9 protein-coding genes are annotated in these 20,492 nt (G+C 33.2%); 2 read left to right on the top strand and 7 right to left on the bottom strand.

Annotated elements, in window-relative coordinates; translation table 11 throughout:
- Positions 1-122: 122 nt before the first annotated feature.
- The 4 genes from RCH19_RS08280 to corA form a co-directional block, all read right to left on the bottom strand.
- A complete protein-coding gene (locus RCH19_RS08280; RefSeq protein ID WP_343022823.1) occupies positions 123-7,013 on the bottom strand; it encodes a S8 family serine peptidase in 6,891 nt (2,296 codons plus the stop codon).
- A gap of 342 nt (positions 7,014-7,355) precedes the next feature.
- Positions 7,356-8,555, bottom strand: a complete 1,200-nt coding sequence (locus RCH19_RS08275) for an acetate kinase (protein WP_343022822.1) — start codon at positions 8,553-8,555, stop codon at positions 7,356-7,358.
- A 148-nt stretch (positions 8,556-8,703) separates the two neighbouring features.
- Positions 8,704-10,797, bottom strand: a complete 2,094-nt coding sequence (gene pta, locus RCH19_RS08270; RefSeq protein WP_343022821.1) for a phosphate acetyltransferase — start codon at positions 10,795-10,797, stop codon at positions 8,704-8,706.
- A gap of 54 nt (positions 10,798-10,851) precedes the next feature.
- Positions 10,852-11,922 (bottom strand): magnesium/cobalt transporter CorA, encoded by a 1,071-nt coding sequence (corA, locus tag RCH19_RS08265; protein ID WP_343022820.1) that lies wholly within the window; start codon positions 11,920-11,922, stop codon positions 10,852-10,854.
- Between the two features lie 331 nt (positions 11,923-12,253).
- On the opposite strand from corA, the gene RCH19_RS08260 reads away from it, so the two are divergent.
- Complete coding sequence (locus RCH19_RS08260) at positions 12,254-14,815, top strand: zinc-dependent metalloprotease (RefSeq protein ID WP_343022819.1); 2,562 nt, start codon at positions 12,254-12,256, stop codon at positions 14,813-14,815.
- A gap of 150 nt (positions 14,816-14,965) precedes the next feature.
- On the opposite strand, the gene RCH19_RS08255 is transcribed toward RCH19_RS08260, so the two are convergent.
- Both RCH19_RS08255 and RCH19_RS08250 read right to left on the bottom strand, forming a co-directional pair.
- Positions 14,966-16,588, bottom strand: coding sequence for an IS1182 family transposase (locus RCH19_RS08255; protein ID WP_343022818.1), 1,623 nt, complete (start codon positions 16,586-16,588; stop codon positions 14,966-14,968).
- 115 nt (positions 16,589-16,703) lie between these two features.
- Complete coding sequence (locus RCH19_RS08250) at positions 16,704-17,429, bottom strand: bacteriorhodopsin-like (protein WP_121925413.1); 726 nt, start codon at positions 17,427-17,429, stop codon at positions 16,704-16,706.
- Between the two features lie 109 nt (positions 17,430-17,538).
- Here RCH19_RS08250 and RCH19_RS08245 point away from each other — a divergent pair, with 109 nt between their 5' ends.
- Positions 17,539-18,435, top strand: coding sequence for a Brp/Blh family beta-carotene 15,15'-dioxygenase (locus RCH19_RS08245; protein WP_343022817.1), 897 nt, complete (start codon positions 17,539-17,541; stop codon positions 18,433-18,435).
- A 111-nt stretch (positions 18,436-18,546) separates the two neighbouring features.
- Here the strand turns inward: RCH19_RS08245 and dnaK are convergent, their stop codons facing one another.
- A complete protein-coding gene (gene dnaK / locus RCH19_RS08240) occupies positions 18,547-20,433 on the bottom strand; it encodes a molecular chaperone DnaK (RefSeq protein WP_121925415.1) in 1,887 nt (628 codons plus the stop codon).
- Between the last annotated feature and the right edge of the window lie 59 nt (positions 20,434-20,492).

Here is a 20,492-nt window from a genome sequence, read left to right as displayed (position 1 = left end):
TTTGTACTGATCTAAAATTACTATCAGCATATAAAAACTAATTTTTTATGTTCACTAATATTGTAAAAAAAAAGCTGCCTGAATAATTACTCAGGCAGCTCTATATAATCAGTCAAAAATTTTTATTCGATTATCAGTTTCTCAGTTGAAACTTTACCGTTTTGTTCAACTTTGACTATGTAAACACCTTTACTTAATTTAGATGTATTTACTTCTTTATTCTCTGTCGAAACACTTAAAACTTGCTTGCCAGAAATATCATAAAATATAATAGTTTTCATGTCAGTACTTCCAGTAACCACATACACCTTACCATCATTTACAGGGTTAGGATACATTGCAAAACCATTAATTGTATTCGATGACACGTTTAAATTGCATGCATCATTTGTTACATTAACGGTACGTGTTACGACAGTTACATTATTCAATGCATCTGTAACATTGTAGTTCAAAGTATACTGCCCGATCGTACTTGTGTCGACATTTCCAGTAACTGTAACAGCGGCGGTCAAATCTACGCTTAAATTATCTACAGCTGAATAACCTGCCTCAGTATACGTACAGCCTTTACCAACAGTTACGATATTGTCGCCTAATAAAGAAATTACTGGCTTCGCTCTTTCTATTGCTATAGTCCAATTTGTTAATTCTCCATTTTGCGCCAGTACATTGTATTGGATAGGATTTACATAATTTACTGAAGTAACTCCGCTGTTTTGAACATAGGTTCCTATACGAGCTTGAGCTTGATCTGAAATTGTAAAAGAAGGTATAAATGCACTTAACATTGCATTATTATTTACGAATACTTTAACCGTTTTCGCCGTATTGTCGATTATTGATGTTCCAAATTGATTAGTAACTGAATATCCTAAGAACTTAGCTTCTGTATTTTTTGCATTTACAGTTACCATATAATTTGTTTTAGAAAGTTTGTTTTCTGAAACAACAGTAACTAAAATACTATTCGCGTAATCAATGCTAGTAGTAGTTGAGGCTAATTGTTTTACGTCATCAATAAATAACTCTGCTCCTGCAGAAACAGTAAAGTTTGCTTTCAAATTTGAAACATTAATTCCGTAAGCAACAGTTGCAGAAGCATTTTCACCAGAAATAGTCGTATTAATTTCCTGGCTTAATCCTGAATTCAAAGTCTTTTTAAAATCAAAAGCAAGCAATTTACTTTGATTACTTAATCCTGAAATAACTTTTAGGATGTACGTTTCTGTAATTCCAGTGTTAAAACCTACACCTTCAATAGTCATATTTACAGTATTTGTAAAATTATTGGTTGTTACACCACTTGTTTGTGTTACTCCATTTATTTTTACAATTGAATTCATTCCTGCGGTAAATTCTGGAATCGCAGTTGTGATATCAACGCTGTCATTTAATAGAAAGGTATACGTTTTAGACGCATTGTCGTACGAAGAAGAAAGTTGATCCTTTAATTCTAGTTTTTGCAAAAGAACTGGCGTATTCCAGAATTTACCATCACCTAAACCATTCGTATCTGCGTTCATTACAATTGCTGTATTATCACTTGTTGTTGTGTCATAAACAAATTGTTTATCACCTTCAGCAAAAGAATAATACGCTAGCAAATTAGCTTCGTTACCAATATACTTTGTCATTGCGTTTGCGGCGATCTCCGACTGAGTTTTGACTCCAGACCAAACGCGAACCTCATCAATGTTACCATCTAACTGACGCGTTAATGAGGGATTTCCTCCAATATAAGCAGGAAGAGTAGCATTTGTAGTGGCAGCTCCAGCAGTTCCAGTTGCAGTATAAGGTGCAACAACTCCATCTATATACATGGTGTAAACGTTACTAGCACTAACTGTGAAAGCAATATGTTGCCATTTATTTAAAGGGACGGTATTTAAACCTGTATTAATCACATGCGAACCACTAGCAGTTGTAATAGACAATACTAAGCTGTTTTCTTTGTAAGTCGAATTATTATTCGTGTGTACAAATAAATTCACTCTAGTTTTATCAAAGATTCTTCCAAAAATTGTTGGACTTTTTCTATTAACCCAAGCTTCGAAAGTATAATTGTTTGAAAGTTCTAGCGCTGGGATAGCATCTGTTGCTATATAATCATCTACTCCATCAAAAGATCCTACAACGTTTGTAATAGCATCAGCAACGTGTGAGAAACTAACTGATTTAGAATCGTTAGTAGCGTCAGTGTCTCCAGCTAGTTTTGTATAGACCTCAAGATTGTAATTATCAACAGCGCTAAGATCAGCTTTTGTTGTAAATGAAAACATTGCAGTTGCACCAGCTGCAATTGTACCAGTAAAGTTTTGAGTAACTTCATTTGCTCCGTTCACCTTATAGGCAACTGGAAAATTTGAAATTGCAGTAGTAGAAAAATTACGGATCACTGCACTTACTGTAACCGGTTTCATACCAATTTTTACTGGAGCAGTGATTCTTTCAACGCTGGCATCTGCAGCAGTAAATGGAAGAACATTGATTGTATATTCTTCAATCTCAAAATCCTCTCTCGAAGTCGTTAAATTGTCAACGGTTGGTCCAAGATTCACATTGAAATACTCATTAGGAGAACGAAACATGTGAATTACACGCATTAGTTTTTCACCTGCGGAGGTACCTGACGGAATAGTAACCCCTCCAACTAAACTAAAATTATTTCTAAAATAATGAGTACTAGGAATGGATGCAATAGCAGGCGATGTAGCGGTATTTACAGTGTTAACCCAAAAATTACCTGAATAAAACTCATCAGTCACATTACCATCACCATTTAAGTCAATTACAATCATTGTAAAAACTCCAGGAGTTGTTGTAAGATCTCTGGTTATTGGCCTTTCTGGCTTAGCAATAGAAACCTCCGGTTGATAAGTAAAACCAGCATAAACTGGAATTTTGATATTTTTAAAATCAGAGTACGCAGAAGTCCCTGAAGTATTAATAACATCATTCCATTTCAGTTTTGTAATTGCAAAACCATTTGTATTAGTATTTGATGGCAATTGGTTTTTATTGTAAACCGTTTTTACGAGAGAATTATTACTTATAGTATCGTCTACTTCATCAATTCCTGATGTTATAATATAACTGGCATCAGCCACAGATAAATCAGCAGTTGCTGTAAAAGTATAACTCACTGTCGAACCAGCATTTATAGTAGGAACAAATTCTGAAATTCTGTTTAGTCCATTTACATCATAAAAAACAGGAATGTTAGTTCGCGTAGTTGCTCCTAGATTAGTAACTCGAATAGTAACAGTAGTTGCAACCGTTTTATTTCCAAGAAAATCAGGTGAAACGATTGAAGCAATCGCTACATCATTTAAAGATGATGAAGGTTTAGCCACGCATGAAATGTTTGCAATAAATCCTTTATCGTTAACGCCAGCATCAGAAGTAAACTTAAATGTTAATTCACCACCAGCTGCAGTTGAAGTTAGAGAAGGAGGTAATGTGTTTCCATTAAACTTTCCTAAAATTGGAGATGATGCTGAATTTCCATTATAAACATATAGAAAATCATAGTCTGCCTCTGTAGCAAATTCAGAAAAATCAACTTTAATACTATTACCCACAATAGCAGGTTTAAAAGTAGTCGTTTGGTTTGCACTAATTGGATAATCAGCGTATCTACTTCCAGTATCTGTAAGTACCGCAGAACATGTCGTAACGGTAGCATTTCCAATAAGTATATCCGTACCAGAATTTACGACTGACTTTGTCAACGAATTATTTGAGGCATTAGAGTCGCTTGTTGGAGTAATTTTAGCAGCTACTTTATAAAATCCTCCAGCAGAGTAATTTGCTCTCTGAGAAAAAGTATAGCTTACTTCCTTTAACGGATCAATTGGTCCAGGAATTACCTCTGAAACTTCAGTTTCTTCATTAATTTTATAAGATACAGGAATATTATTAATCGCAATTGGGGAATAATTATAAACCTTAACAGAAACTGATTCAGTTGCTGTCAAACCTACATTTGAAGTAAGTTGTGTTAATGCAAGATCATTTTGGACTGCTTCATAAAATTCTACATTATCGATAAATATAGTATTATATACTGGAGGAGAAGCAGTAGTTGCATCATTGTCCATTACGCCTTCAAAAGTAATATTGAACTTAGTACCCGCAATTGAAGCTAAATCATAAGTCAATTCTCTATTTCCTTCAATAGCACTACCTCCATAAACAGTGGTATTCTCAGAACTTGCAACGGCTACACCGTTAATTAATACTCTAAAGAAGTTCTTATTTGCTGCAACGCTATTTTTCCATATCAAATTGAACTTTAATCGAATTGCTTTACCCGCTAAACTACTAGCATCAATTTCGCAAAAAGATAACCTTTTGATATATTTAGGGTTATTTGCAAATGCATTTGAAATAGTGCTAGGATTCCAAGCTGGAGAACCAGCAGTACCTGAACCAGACATCTTTACGGCATCATATAATGCTGTATTCGCGTAATCATAACCAATGCTTCCTGTTCGACTAGCCTGAGAAAGTGTGTAATTAGTTGGCTTTTTATTATTAAAATCTTCTTTAAATGGAAGATTGAGTGTTGTTAATATCGCTTCACTTATTGGCTCTACGTTTACAGCTCTAGCTCTTTCAGAAACTAATCCGCTGGCAATATCAATTGCTCGAACAGTAAACCAATTATTATTTCCCGCAGTTAAATTTGTAAAAGTATAAGTTGGATCCGTAACAACGGTAACTACATCAAATTGATATCCGTTTAGTTTAAGCACTTCATATTTAGCACTAGGAATTGGATCCCAATCCATTTTAAAAGAATTCCCGCCACAAGCACTTGACGCAATAGTTAGATTTACAGGTTCAGCAAATATGGTAAAATTGTTAGTTGAAACATCTACTCTACTTCCAGCACTAATTCTAATCTTAGCGTTAGGAACTATACCTTCTGGAACGTTCCAAGAAAAATTTCTTGCTGCTGAAGGTACATCTGCTGCAATAACATTATATGTAGCACCTCCGTCATTAGAGAATTCTATATTAAAAGTTCTGTCTTCTCCCTCGTAGTCCCAGCGAATATACTCAGTTGACTTTGGATTAAATTTCTCTCCACCTATAGGATACGTCAAAACTAATTCAGGAGCAACGTAATCATACACCACAGCAAAATCTTGAGCGTTTAAAGGCACTTTAGATCCAGTTACAATAATTTTATAAATTCCTGCTGATGGTACATCAAAAGTTATTTGTTCAATATTATTTAAATTATCTACACCTCTTGTAGCATTAGCATTTGGTAAAGAAGCATCTAAAATCCAAGGAAACACTGTTACACCATCCTTTACAATTCTAATATCTAAATCGTTTACTAAAACATTAGTAACTCCAGGAGTAGCGCCAATATCAGAGTAAGCAAGCATTACTTTTAAAGAAGTTAATCCAGCAGGTACAACAATATCTTTCTCATAGGAAGCACCATTTACCACTGATGAAGTAAAAAACATATTTTTATCGAGCACTTTAACAGCCCTTAAAGCATTTAGATTACCGAATCCGTATTTATAATCAGGACCTGGATTTCCTACATCTTTTGCTGTATTTGAAACCAATGCCTTCATTAACGAAGCTAAAGGCTTTGCACCAAAAATATTCTTATATCTCTCATACAGCAAAACTAATGTCCCCGATGTACCAGGAGTCGCCATAGAAGTTCCACTCATCACTTGGTACGAATTATTGTAATCTAATGAATAAACACTAGAACCAACGGCAGCAATTTGAGGAACTAAACGGCCATCCACTGTTGGTCCAAAGCTACTATACGAGCTAATATTATCGTTAGGATCATTAGCTGCAACATGTAATGCGTTTTTTGATGCCTTTGTAGAGGTATAAAAACCACCTGCGTAAGCAGCTTGCGCATTTCCATTAGAATAGACGTTTAACAATGAAGGATTCCTTACAGTTACATCATCATCACCTCGATCTCCTACACCATACCTTGTTGTATTAAATCCCGAAGAAAGAAGCACTCCATATGAATTTGATGTTAAATCAACTCCATCATCTTTAGCAGCAAGATCTCTTTCTACATAGACTGGTAAACCATTTGATTGCATGTTAAAATTCCAACCATAAATTTGAACTTTAGGAGCCATTCCTTTAGCTCTTGGATCTAAAATTCCAGCTCCACCAACAGTTCCAGATACATGCTGACCATGTGATGAATTAGACTCGTACTCTCTCGTAGTAACTCTGCCAGTATGGTCAACATGCTTTTCAATGTTACCATCCCAAATACCTATTTTCACTCCATTACCAGTTAAGTCGTATCCTAGTCCAGGAATCGTCGAACTCAAAACATTGACTTTGTGAGAAGTTACTCCCGGAAGATTATCACCTTCTACAGGTTGCTCAATCAATTCAATATTTTGCACCCAATTTAATTTTGCAATTTCTTTCAACTTTTCAACTGAAGCAATTAGATAAACTTGGTTAAAAGAATCAATTTGCTTGAAATTTTTTAAGCCTAACGATTTTAAATTGCTATTGATGATCGAAGTAGTTGCACCTTTAAAGTAACTTACTACAACTTTGATTCCATTATTATCTTTAGCGTAATCAGGTATTGCTCCAGTAATTATTATAGGATCAATTTTATATTCTGAATCGAAAGTAATAAAGTTCCTAATATTTCTTGAAGTAATAGTACTACTATAGAATTTAGGATCTACTGCAACATAATACGCATTATTAGATAAATAACTAATAAGGGTTATTCCTTGATTCTTTAACTCATTTTGTTCCTGTATTGTAGGAATCTTAGTAAATTGTAACAAAGTGTAAGTGGTTTTATCACTTTGTTTATTTACATTTTTTCTAAGCAAATCAACTTGCTGCTTAAAATTTGCTTTTGTAGCAATTCTATTACCATTAACGGAGATAGAAAAATCACTCTGACTACTGCTCTGCGACCACGCTATGACCGAGAAAAGAGACAAAATGATGGAAAGTAAATTTTTCCTCATTTTTTATTTTTTAGGTTAATAATTAGTTATTGGCACAAAAATATACCAATAAATTACACATTTTACATTTTTTAATTAAAATAATTATAGATTATTAAATTTAAATTGATTAAGCTAATTATTGATCGACAAAATTAAAAGTTTCTTGAACAAAAAAAAGTCTGCGAATAACTTAGTAATTGCAGACTTTTAATTGATGTAAAAAGTATTTTATTAGAAGTATAAAAACTCAGTATAGGTAAGTAATAATTTACTTTTTAATAAATATAACTAGTGTAATATTATCAGATTTTAAAAATAATACAATGAAAAATGGATGTTCATTTTTTGTAGATAAAATTACTATTTAACAAGCAATTCAAATACTTGATTTGCTATTTCAATCTCTTCATTTGTGGGAATAACCAAAACTTTCGTTTTAGATTCGGCTGTGCTTATTTCTCTAATTTCCTTAGAACGCAATTCATTTTTATCTAAATCCAGTTCGATACCAAAATAATCCATATCAGTACAAACCAATTTTCTAATATAGGATGAGTTTTCTCCAATTCCTGCAGTAAAGATAATTGCATCAAGTCCGTTTAACACGGCAGAGTAAGAACCAATATATTTTTTTATTCGATACGCATTCATCGCTAAGGCTAACTGGCAATCAACATTTCCGTTTTCAGCTTGCTCTTCAATATCTCTCAAATCGCTAAAACCAGTTAACCCTAACATACCACTTTGCTTTTGCAACATTGTGTTTACAGCCTCTAAAGAGTAACCTAAAGTATTTACTAAATAGAATATTATAGATTGATCTACATCTCCGCTTCTAGTACCCATAATCAAACCGTTCATAGGACCAAAACCTAAAGTGTGATCGACACTCTTTCCATTTTTAATTGCAGTCATACTACATCCATTTCCTAAGTGGATTGTAATTATTTTAGATTCTTTACTAAAAGAATTCTGGGTTAAATAGTGAATTGCATTCTCTGAAACGTACTTATGACTCGTTCCATGGAAACCATATAATCGAATCTTGTTTTCAGTCAATAGATAATTGGGCAAAGCGTACTTGTGAGCAATTACAGGTATTGTTTGGTGAAAAGCAGTGTCAAAAACAGCTACTTGTTGGGCATTTTTAAATATTTCAGAAGCAACAATGATTCCTTCTAAATTCGCAGGATTGTGCAAAGGCGCTAAATCAAATAACTGACGTATTTTCTCCTTAACTTCCTCAGTAATTACAACTGTATTTGAAAACGTGCTTCCACCATGAACTACGCGGTGTCCTACAGCTTCAATTTCTTCGGTGCTAGTAATAACGCCAAATTCTTCGTCCATTAAAAGTCTAGCTATTTTCTCCAACCCTATTTTATGGTCAGCGATAGGTAAAGATTCCTCAATTTTATTTGACGCGCTTACAAACGTCAAGTTTGAAATTTCTAATCCAATTCTATCAATCATACCAGAACAAATTACTTCATTTGCTGGCATTTCGATTAATTGGTATTTTATGGAGGAACTCCCGGAGTTTATTATTATTATTTTCATTTTTTAACTATTTTTTGCCGCGAACATATTATGGCGTAAAGGTTTTTACTATTATTTCAATTTTGCTAAAGCACAAATATTATTACTAAATATTCAAAAACAAAATCATTAGTGAATTTGCGTCATAAAATATTTCTTGCTTTAAAAACTATAGTCCTTGTGCTTGAATAGCAGTAATAACCACTGTATTAATAATATCATCCACAGTACAACCACGACTTAAATCATTAACTGGCTTGTTCAACCCTTGCAACATAGGACCAATTGCTAATGCACCAGTTTCTCTCTGAACAGCTTTATAGGTATTATTCCCAGTATTCAGATCAGGAAAAATTAAGACACTTGCTTGTCCAGCTACTTCTGAATTTGGCATTTTACTTCTTCCTACTTCCATGTCAACCGCTGCATCATATTGTATAGGACCTTCAATTTTCAAATCTGGGCGCTTCTTTCTCACAATTTCAGTTGCAGTTCTAACCTTTGTTACTTCATCACCTTTTCCAGAAGAGCCAGACGAGTACGAAAGCATTGCAATTTTTGGCTCAATGCCAAATGCCCAACTAGAATCTGCAGAAGAAATTGCAATTTCTGCTAGCTGCTCAGCTGTTGGATTAGGGTTTATGGCGCAATCTCCAAATACAGAAACTCTATCTTCTAGACACATAAAGAAAACAGAAGAAACTACACTTGAGTTTGGCTTAGTCTTAATGAATTGCAATGCAGGCAAAATTGTATGCTGAGTTGTGTGAGCGGCACCAGAAACCATTCCATCTGCATGCCCTTTATAAACCATCATAGTTCCAAAATAGGATACGTCGACCATTAAATCTTTAGCCATTCCTAAAGTTACATTCTTAGCTTTTCGCAATTCGTAGTATGTATTTACATAGTCATCAAAATACTTAGATTCTACAGGATTTACGATTTCAATTTTCGAAAAATCAAAAGTAATTCCTAACTCTGCAACTTTAGCTTCAATTTGTTTTCTATTTCCAATGATTGAAATATCCACTACATCCATGGCAACTAAGCGAGAAGCAGCAATAAGAATTCGATCATCATTCCCTTCAGGAAGAACTATGTGCTTGCGGTGTTGTTTCGCTCTTTTTACTAGATTATATTGAAACATTTTTGGAGTCATCCCTTCTGCTTCAAATGCCAGCAATTTTTTAGATAAATTATCTAAGTCCACATATTTTTCAAATGTGTTTATCGATGTTTCTATCTTATGAGTATTATCAGCGTAAATTTTTGATTTAATATTACCCAATCGATTTGTAATTCCATAAGTACCGCCTTCAACAGTTATGATAGGAACGATCGTCGTTAATCCTTGAATCAATTTTATAATGCTGTCTTCAGGAAGAATGTTTCCAGTGAGAACGATACCAGAAATCGTTGGGTAATTTACAGATTCATTTGCTTGGAGTGCTCCAAGTATGATGTCAGCTCTATCTCCGGGAGTTATAACAAGTGCATTTTCTTTTAGATGTAATAAGTAGTTATGCAGTTGCATGGCTCCTACACTAAAATTACCAACTTCATTATTCAAGAATTCATCCCCAAAAAGGACTTTGGCGCCAAGCAAATCAACAATCTCTTTAATTGTTGGATTATTCAAGCTAGAAATTAATGGAATTGCATTCACCATAACTTCAATTGGAAGGCTACCTCTCAAACCATCTGTGACTAATCTAATATTTTCTGGCTGGACTTTGTTTGCGATAACTGCTAGAACTTCAACATCTCGAACCTTAAATGAATCATATACTAAATAAAGACTGTCAATAAGTTCCTCTAATGTTTTACCTACTCCTGAACCTACAATAATTGTTGGAATCCCTAAATTTTTAGCAATCAAAACATTCATATCGAGCTCAATCGCAGTTCCCTCTCCACTGAATCCAGTTCCTTCAACTAAAACAAAGTCAAAACGCTCTTCTAATTTCTTATATTTTTCAATAATTAAATCGAGAACCTCCCCTATTTTTCCTTTATTTTTCTTCTTGATTAATTTACTTTTAGTAATAGCATACGCATCTTCGAATGAAATATCCAAACCAAAATGACCTATTACTGTTTCAATGTGATTATCGCAGCTTCCGTCTTCAAAATCTTCAATTATTGGTCGAAAATAACCGACTTTGGCTGTTTTACCAATAAGCATACTCATCAAACCTAAAGTTATAATTGACTTACCACTATTTTGTTCGCTAGTAGCAATGTATATTGATTTATTCATTTTATATGTTTTTAATTTTATCCAATTAAAATTGGACATTTACTGTTTTACTAATTAAAACCAATCCCTCTTTTTAAAATAAATTATCATTCCAATAACTATCAAAACCATCACTCCGACAACGATAAAATAGCCGTTATGATATTCCAGTTCAGGCATATTTTTAAAGTTCATTCCGTACACACCTACAATAAATGTTAATGGAATAAATATGGCAGACACAATAGTTAGCGTCTTCATTATTTCATTCATTTTATGAGTCTGTGCCGAAAAAAAGAAATTAGAAGCGCTCTCTAATGATCCCAAATCAGATTCAATTTGTTCTAATAATTCTAGACTCTTTTGATGTAAACGAAAAAAGAAACTAAAACTTTCAATTTCAATAACATTAAAAACAGTATCGTCTTTCAAACTTTTTATACCATACAAAGAATCTCTCAAAGGAATTATTGATCGCTTCACGAAATTAAAATTATCACGATGTTTTTCAATACGTTCTAAAGTTAATGGATCCGCATTCCTTTTTGAAAGGGCAACCAATTCCTCTACTTTTTCCTCTTCATTTTCAATGGTGATATAAAAATTTTCCATTATCGCGTCTAGAAGTACATAGAGTAAGTAATCTACTTTCTTTGTTCGAACTAAACCAGAATGGGTGCGAATTCGTTCTCGAATATGCGTAAAAAAATCAGAACGTTTTTCTTGGAAGGAAATTAAAATACCGTCTTTTATCAAAAAGCTAATCTGCTCTACACTTATATTATCAGAATCGCCTGCTGGGAGAAGCGATTTTATATTGAAAAAAAGTACATCTGATAATTCCTCGAGTTTTGTTCGTCTACTGGTATTTAGAATATCGGTCAGCATGAAATTATCTATTTCGAAAAAACTACCTATCGATTTTATTAAATCTATATTATTTAGACCGTGAATATTGAGCCAATTTGTTTTATTAGTATCTAGAAATTTAGCTAAATCAGCCACTTTAAAATCTTCATATTCTTTCAAGTCAATAGTGTCGTAAACAAACAATTGCATTTCAGAATCATTTTCTTTATGAATTCCCGTATATTCAAGATGATACGGCTGCAGTCTCTTACCTTTTTTAAATTTAATTTTTCTCATGTATAATCATTCACGAAGTAATATTACAAAAAACTTGTTCAATTGAATCACTACTAGGTCGCCTTAGCTTTCATGTAACACTATTGAGGCGTTTTATAATAGTTAACTACAAAAATAGGGATAAATACCTATTTACTATATGAGATAAATCATGTAATATTCACTTTACAGCGTTTAATGAACATTTGTTAATTTTAGTTAATTTTTTATATTTAAATTTTACCACTAGAAAATTGAAAATTATATTGATAGATTTGGAAATCGATAGTTACTTTTTACGTAAGTATCTTTCTGTTTTAACCTATTTATAAACCATTAGAAGTATAACTAAATGATTAAAAAAAAATTATCTTTAATTATTGTTTGTCTTTTCCTTTTTTCAGCAAGTGAAACTTTTGCTCAAAGCAGAAAAGAGAGAAAAGCAGCGAAAAATGCAGTTGCAAAAGTGGACCCAAAGGCCGCTGATGCTAAAAAAGAACCTAAACCGTACAAGAAAGTTATTGATTCTACAGCAGTGACACAAAACGGTTTGATTATTGTTCATAAAGTAGATAAAAAGTATCTGTTTGAAATTCCTGATTCTATACTAGGAAGTGAAATGATGACCATCACTCGCTATTCTAAAACTCCTGCTGGAGGAGCAATCTTTGGTGGTGAAGAAATCAATAGACAAGTGGTTCGTTGGGAAAAAGGAATGAATAACAACATTCTTTTAAGATCTATTACTTACGTTATTATGTCTCCGGATGAGGACAAACCTTTGGCACAAGCCGTAAAAAATTCTACATCTGATCCAATCATCGGTAACTACGATGTACTAGCCTATAAAAAAGATGCAGATGGTAAAATAACTGGATACGTTCTTGATTTATCTACGACTTTTGACGCTGATGTTCAAACTTTTTCTTTAGATCCAATAAAGAAGCAAATGTTAAACATACAAGCATTTCAAAAAGACAGATCATTTATTTCTAAAGTGAGTAGCTTCCCAATCAATACTGAGATTAGAAGCGTAAAAACATTTACAACTACTCCACCACGAATTAATGCAACGCCAACACCTAAGATAGGAATTGATTTACCTTCGGCACTTGATGCTGGTGTTGTGACTATGGAAATGAACACTTCGATGATTTTATTGCCTAAAACGCCAATGCGAAAAAGAGAATTTGATGCTCGCGTAGGTTATTTTGCAAATCAATTTGGTGTTTTTGAAGAAGAATCACAAAAATCAGATACGAAAGTCTTTGCGGTAAGATGGCGCTTAGAGCCTAAATCTACTGAAGATGCTCAAAAACAAAAAAATGGCGAATTAATTGAGCCATTGAAACCAATTGTTTACTACATCGACCCCGCAACTCCTGAAAAATGGAAAAAATACATCAAACAAGGAATTGATGATTGGCAAGTTGCTTTTGAAGCTGCAGGTTGGAAAAATGCAATTCGCGGGGAATATTGGCCAGAAAATGATCCTACGATGAGTTTAGAAGATGCGCGTTTTTCAGTATTGAGATATTTCGCTGCAGAAATACAAAATGCATACGGACCTAATGTTCACGATCCTAGAAGTGGAGAAATATTAGAGAGCCATATTGGTTGGTATCACAACATTATGAGCCTATTAAGAAACTGGTATTTAATTCAAACAGCTGCTGCAAATCCAGAAGCAAGAGCTAAGAAATTTGATGATAAACTAATGGGTGAATTAATTCGATTTGTATCCTCTCATGAAGTAGGACATACATTAGGATTACGTCACAATATGGGTGCAAGTTCTGCGACACCAGTGGAAAAATTAAGAGACAAAGATTTCGTGGCAAAAAATGGTCATACTTCTTCTATTATGGATTATGCACGATTTAATTACGTAGCGCAGCCAGAAGATGGGGTAACTGACTTTTTTCCAAAAATTGGTGATTACGACAAATGGGCTATCAAATGGGGTTACTCTTATTTTGAAGATGCAAAAACAGAAAAAGCAGAAAAAGCTATTTTAAATGAAATGACTAAGGAAGCTTACAAGAACAATCGCTTGTGGTTTGGAACTGAAACTAGCCCGTATGATCCTAGATATCAAACTGAGGATATTGGAGACAATGCAATGAGAGCTTCAGAATACGGAATTAAAAATCTAAAAAGAATTCTTCCTAATTTACTAGAATGGTCTACAGAAAAAGGAGAAAGTTATAGTGAGCTTGATGAACTATACACTGCTTTAACAGGACAATTTAGAAGATATATGGGTCATGTTACTAAAAACGTAGGTGGAATCTATGATTCTCCAAAGACTTACGATATGACTGGAAATCAATTTACGGTTGTTCCAAAAAGCATTCAAAAAGATGCAGTTACTTTTTTAAATACACAATTATTTACGACTCCAAAATGGTTATTGAATCAAGATATTCTTTCTAAAATAAATCCAGAAAGTGGCGTTGAAGCTGTAAAGTCAATGCAAGATGCAACCTTAAGTAGCTTGCTAGCGGGAGATAGAATGGTTCGTTTATTAGAATCTTCTAGCATCAGCAGAGACAATTATTCTGTTGACGAATTAATTACTGATTTGAATAAAGGTATTTTTTCAGAGTTAAAAGGCAGCGGATCTATAGATATTTACAGACGAAATATCCAAAAACTTTACGTTGACAAACTAGTAGAATTACTAAAACCTGGGACAGCTACTGTGAGATCTGTACCTGTGGGAGTAACGTACGGCTTCTCGACAAAAAAAGTTAATTTATCTCAAACTGATTTACCATCAGTTGCAAGAGGACAGTTAATTGCATTGAGAAACGACTTAAAGACTTCATCTAGTAGAATGAGTGATCGAATGAGCAAGTATCACGTTCTTGATTTAATTTCTAGAATTAGTTTAGCTTTAGATCCAAAATAAAACATGTTACAAGGGAGAAAGCACTACCTAGTGGTTTTATAAAACAAAACCCGACTTATATAATTGTAAGTCGGGTTTTTTGATTCTAATAAAAAGAGGCTGTCCGAGAAGGCAGCCTCTTATTTTTACAGATTAGTTTATGATTTCTCCCTAATTTCTAGAATGTTCAAAATTTTGAAGCAAAAATTGCCATAAAAAATTGTTTATTTCATTTTTAAAGCTCAAAATTGGCTTTAAATTCTGTGAACATGTTTTTGCTATCCATTTAGAAAAATTGTGAGCAATGGCAATCAATCCAAATTCAATATTTACTTTGGGTATCTTGGTTAAGGTAAATCTTTTAAACCCTTTGTTTTGTTTAATATTTCCAAAAACAGGTTCCGGTTCTATACATCTTTTAGAATAAATTTCCTTCCCTAGTTCACTTTCTAAATTTTCCCTTGCTTTGATTTTAAGTTTTTGAAGATTATGATTAATTTCTATTCTCCTGTTTCCCTGTGCTTTGAAACATTGCCCTCTCATTGGACAACCTTCACAATTAATGGCTTGATAAACCGAATGATGTTGTATAAATCTCGTTGTTGTTTTTGATTGTTTTGAATAAATTTTGGTCATTTTTTGACCTATTGGATAAACCAAAAAGTCTTGTTCTTGATTATAAAAAAGATTTTGTGCGTGAAACACATTTTTTTTATGTTTTCGAGTTTGCTCGATTCGATACATATTATAAGGAATAAAAAACTCGACTTGCTTTTTTTCAAGCAATTGATAATTTTCTTCAATTGCGTAACCAGCATCGGCAATAACCTGTTTAGATTGTTTATTGTAATTATTTTCAAAACCTTCTAAATGAGGCTCTAAAGTAGTAAAGTCTGTAGAAGTTTGATGTGTAGAATAATGGGTTATGATTTGATTTTCTGTAGAGATTTGGATATTATAGGCAGGTTTTAGCTGACCATTCATCATGTGATCTTCCTTCATTCGCATAAAAGTAGCTTCTGTGTCCGTTTTAGAATAGCTATTTCTAGTTCCTAGAATTTCAAGATGTTGTTCATACTCTTTTAATTTTGGAAGTTGTTCATTTTCTAGTTTCTGAACAACTTTTTTTTGCTGTTTGTTTAAAAATTCTGCCTTTGAATTTTTATTTATCGCTTGAATTTTTTCTTCTAATTTCTGACTATCAATTTTCTTGTCGATTTGATTATCGGTATGTATAAGGTCTGATTCGATTGCTTGACCAATTTCTGCTAAAACAATATCTATTTTTGACTGAAGTCTATCTTTATTCTTTTCAACTGATTTTTTCCAAACAAAACTGTATTTATGCGCATTCGCTTCTATTTTGGTCCCATCTATAAATTGCTTCTCCAGACTAACTAATTCTAAATCAACCATCATTACCACCAATTGACTAAATAATTTTTCAACATTACCTTTTAACTTTTGCCCTCTAAAGTCATTAATTGTTCTGAAGTCTGGTTGTAAACCGCCTGAAAGCCACATGAAATAAATATTTTCCTTTACAGCTTTGGCTATTTTTCTACATGAATAAGTATTATTTAAATAACCATAGAACAGGATTTTAAGTAACATTTTAGGATGATAACTGGATGTTCCGCCACCCTTATATTGTGATATAATTTCAGATATTTCTAACTTTTCAACTACTGAATCAATTAATCTCGCTGAATGATTTTCTGAAATTAAATCATTTAAATTTAATGGAAAAAGTTCTTGCTGATGAACAGAATGATGTTTGAAAACTGGCTGCATAATCATTGATTTTAGTACTTGAAAATACTAATTATCAATATAATAAGCAAAAAAAAACTGTCCGAAAATTACTTTTCGGACAGCCTCTTCCACTTAAAATAAACAACCAATAAACTTAATCTTTTTGGTATTTAACTGCTAAGCTGTAGATAACTAAACCAAATCCTATTTTATTAATAGCATCAGCAATGTTATATACGACATCAATATTACCTGATGGAATAAATCCGTTGTACCATCCTGTTGTTCCCATCATATATCCTAATGGATAAATTGACCAACCAACTAGTACAAACCAACATAGAATTTTGTGTGCTTTTTGTATTTCTCCTCCAGCTGCAGCAGCTAGTTTTGAAGCTTCACCTAACCAAATTTCATACACGATTAAGAAATAAGCAGCTCCAGAAATGAATCCCCATAAAGCAGCACTATCTGGAGCAATTACTTCTCCAATATAACCTGTAACTAGCATTACTATAGAGTAAAGAATCATTTTCCATAATAACGATTGTTTTGCTCCTGCTACCTTTAATATTAGATAAAACTCTAAACACATCAACGGTACAGTTAATACCCAGTCAACGTAACGGAAGAAAGTTGGAGATTCTCCAAAAGTCGCCCAGTAATCTCTCATGTAGAAATAATGCACTGCTGCAATAAAAGTAATTAAACCAGAAACTAAAACGGATGTACGCCATTTCCTGTCGAACTGGCTTAATGATAGAAAGAAAAATGCTGATGCAGCCATCATGGCCATGCAGCCTACAAAAAATGTAAAACCTACATAATCTGTTGGTAGTAACTTACCAACCAATGCTGAAATAAACATAAAGTTTGTCATAAGTAAAAATTTAAATGGTTTTTGTTTATTCAAATGTATAAAAAGTTAAACAATAATAAGTGTTTTTGTTTAAGTTTTTTTAACTATTTTTAAACAATAATAAAAACAAATGAAAAATTACACTAACATCGCAATCGTAGCGAGCTTTTTTGCTCTATGGATGGATTCTTTTCTATCTGATAAACATCAGGTAATTATGGGATTTATGCTGATATTTTCATTTGGAATACTGCATGGTGCGAATGATTTATTGTTAATAAAGAATATAAGCGCAGAAAACAAATCTAATTCATGGCTAAAAATCTTTACCTATTATGTAATGATTGTTTTAGCAGGCATACTAATTTTTTATTTAATTCCGCTGTTTGCACTTCTGCTCTTCATAATAGTCAGCGCAAATCACTTTGGAGAACAGCAATGGCAAAATTTAGATAACCTTTTTCCAAAATCAGTATTATTACTGTACCAATCTTTATATGGACTGATAATTCTCCTATTGCTTTTTAATTTTCATAGCGAACAAGTACAAGGAATAATTGAAACGATTACGCAAACTACTATTTCGACGGAGATATTTTTAATATCCCTTCAAATCTCGACTGCCCTATTTCTTAGTATGAGTGTTTATTTTTTCTGGAAAATAGAAAATATTAGAAAAAAGATACTTTTAGAGTTATTCTTTCTAGTTGTGTTTTCAATATTATTTAAATCATCCAGTCTAATTTGGGGATTTGCAATTTATTTCGTTATATGGCATAGTATACCTTCAATTATAGATCAAATTAAATTTTTGAACAAGTCCTTTACTTTTCAGAACTTTTTTAGTTATTGCAAATCTGCTGGAGTATATTGGTTAGTATCAATAATCGGAATTGCGATTATTTACTATTTTTATCAGGATGAAGAATTATTCAATGCCTTGTTTTTTTCGTTTCTAGCAGCTATCACATTTCCTCATACCTTAGTTATAAATAAAATGTTTGGACAAAAGGACGCATTAGAATAAAGAGCATAAAAAAACCGTTCACTTTGAGTGAACGGTTTCTCTTTATTATATCCCGAAAAAAATCAGGATAAACAATTCATACAATTTTGTTATACAAAATTGATTTTCTGCTTATTTTACTTCTTCAAATTCAACGTCTTCAACATTGTCTCCTTGAGTAGCTTCACCTTGTGGTGCAGCTTCTTGTTGACCTTGTTCTCCTTGAGCATACATTGCTTCAGTAGCTGTTTTCCAAGCTGCGTTGATGTTATCAAGAGCAGTTTGAATAGCTTCGATGTCTTGAGATTGGTGAGCCATTCTCAATTCAGTTAAAGCGTACTCTACAGCAACTTTATGATCATCAGCTAATTTAGAACCAAGTTCTTTTAATTGAGTTTCAGTTTGGAAGATCATTCCGTCCGCTTCATTCAATTTTTCTGCTCTAGATCTTGCGATTTTGTCAGACTCAGCATTAGCTTCAGCATCTTGTTTCATTCTTTCGATTTCTTCAGATGTTAATCCAGAAGAAGCTTCGATACGAATATCGTGAGATTTTCCAGTTCCTTTATCAGTTGCAGAAACTTTGATGATACCATTAGCATCAATATCAAAAGTTACTTCAATTTGTGGAACACCTCTTGGTGCTGGTGGAATACCGTCTAAGTTAAAACGACCGATTGTTTTGTTATCAGCAGCCATTGCTCTAGCTCCTTGAAGAACGTGTAGTTCAACAGTTGGTTGAGAATCAGCAGCAGTTGAGAAAACTTGAGATTTCTTAGTTGGAATAGTAGTATTAGACTCAATTAATGTAGTCATAACTCCACCCATAGTTTCAATACCTAAAGATAAAGGTGTAACGTCAAGTAACAATACATCTTTTACATCTCCAGAAAGAACTCCACCTTGAATAGCTGCTCCAATTGCAACAACTTCATCAGGGTTAACTCCTTTAGACGCTTTTTTACCAAAGAATTTTTCAACTTCTTCAGCGATTCTTGGCATACGAGTTGAACCTCCTACAAGAATAACTTCGTCAATATCAGAAACAGATAAACCTGCATCTTTCAATGATTTAGCAACTGGTTCCATAGAACGTTTTACTAAAGCATCAGTTAATTTTTCAAATTGTGATCTAGTTAATTTTTTAACTAAGTGTTTTGGTCCTGAAGCTGTAGCAGTTACGTAAGGTAAGTTGATTTCAGTTTCAGCAGAAGAAGACAATTCAATTTTAGCTTTTTCAGCAGCTTCTTTCAAACGTTGTAATGACATTGGATCAAGACGTAAGTCAATACCTTCTTCTTTCATGAAGTCAGCAGCTAACCAGTCAATAATTTCGTGGTCAAAATCATCTCCACCTAAGTGAGTATCTCCGTTTGTAGATAATACTTCAAAAACTCCGTCTCCTAATTCAAGAACAGAAATATCAAATGTACCTCCACCTAAATCGTAAACAGCAATTTTTTGATCTTTTCCTTTTTTATCTAATCCGTAAGCTAAAGCTGCAGCTGTTGGCTCGTTGATGATACGCATAACTTTAAGTCCTGCAATTTCACCAGCTTCTTTTGTAGCTTGACGTTGTGCATCATTAAAGTAAGCAGGAACAGTAATAACTGCTTCAGTAACTGTTTGACCTAAATAGTCTTCAGCAGTTTTTTTCATTTTTTGAAGAGTCATTGCTGACAATTCTTGCGCAGTATAAAGACGACCATCAATATCAACACGTGGTGTATTGTTATCTCCTTTTACTAACTTGTAAGAAACTCTTTTAGACTCTGAAGAAACTTCGCTAAAAGAATGACCCATAAAACGTTTGATAGAAGCAATAGTCTTAGTTGGATTAGTTACCGCTTGTCTCTTAGCAGGATCTCCTACTTTAATTTCTCCACCTTCAACAAAAGCGATGATAGATGGTGTTGTTCTTTTTCCTTCTGCATTAGGAATAACAACTGCTTCATTACCTTCCATTACAGAAACACAAGAGTTTGTCGTACCTAAATCAATTCCGATTATTTTACCCATTTTTAATATATTTAATTTTATTGTATATTAGTTTTATTCACTCGCAGTCATTAAGTCAA

Origin of the sequence: Flavobacterium sp. PL12 (assembly GCF_039123485.1) — a bacterium.
In the GTDB taxonomy this organism is placed as follows: Bacteria; Bacteroidota; Bacteroidia; order Flavobacteriales; family Flavobacteriaceae; genus Flavobacterium; species Flavobacterium weaverense.
This window is presented reverse-complemented; position numbering and strand designations above follow the sequence as displayed.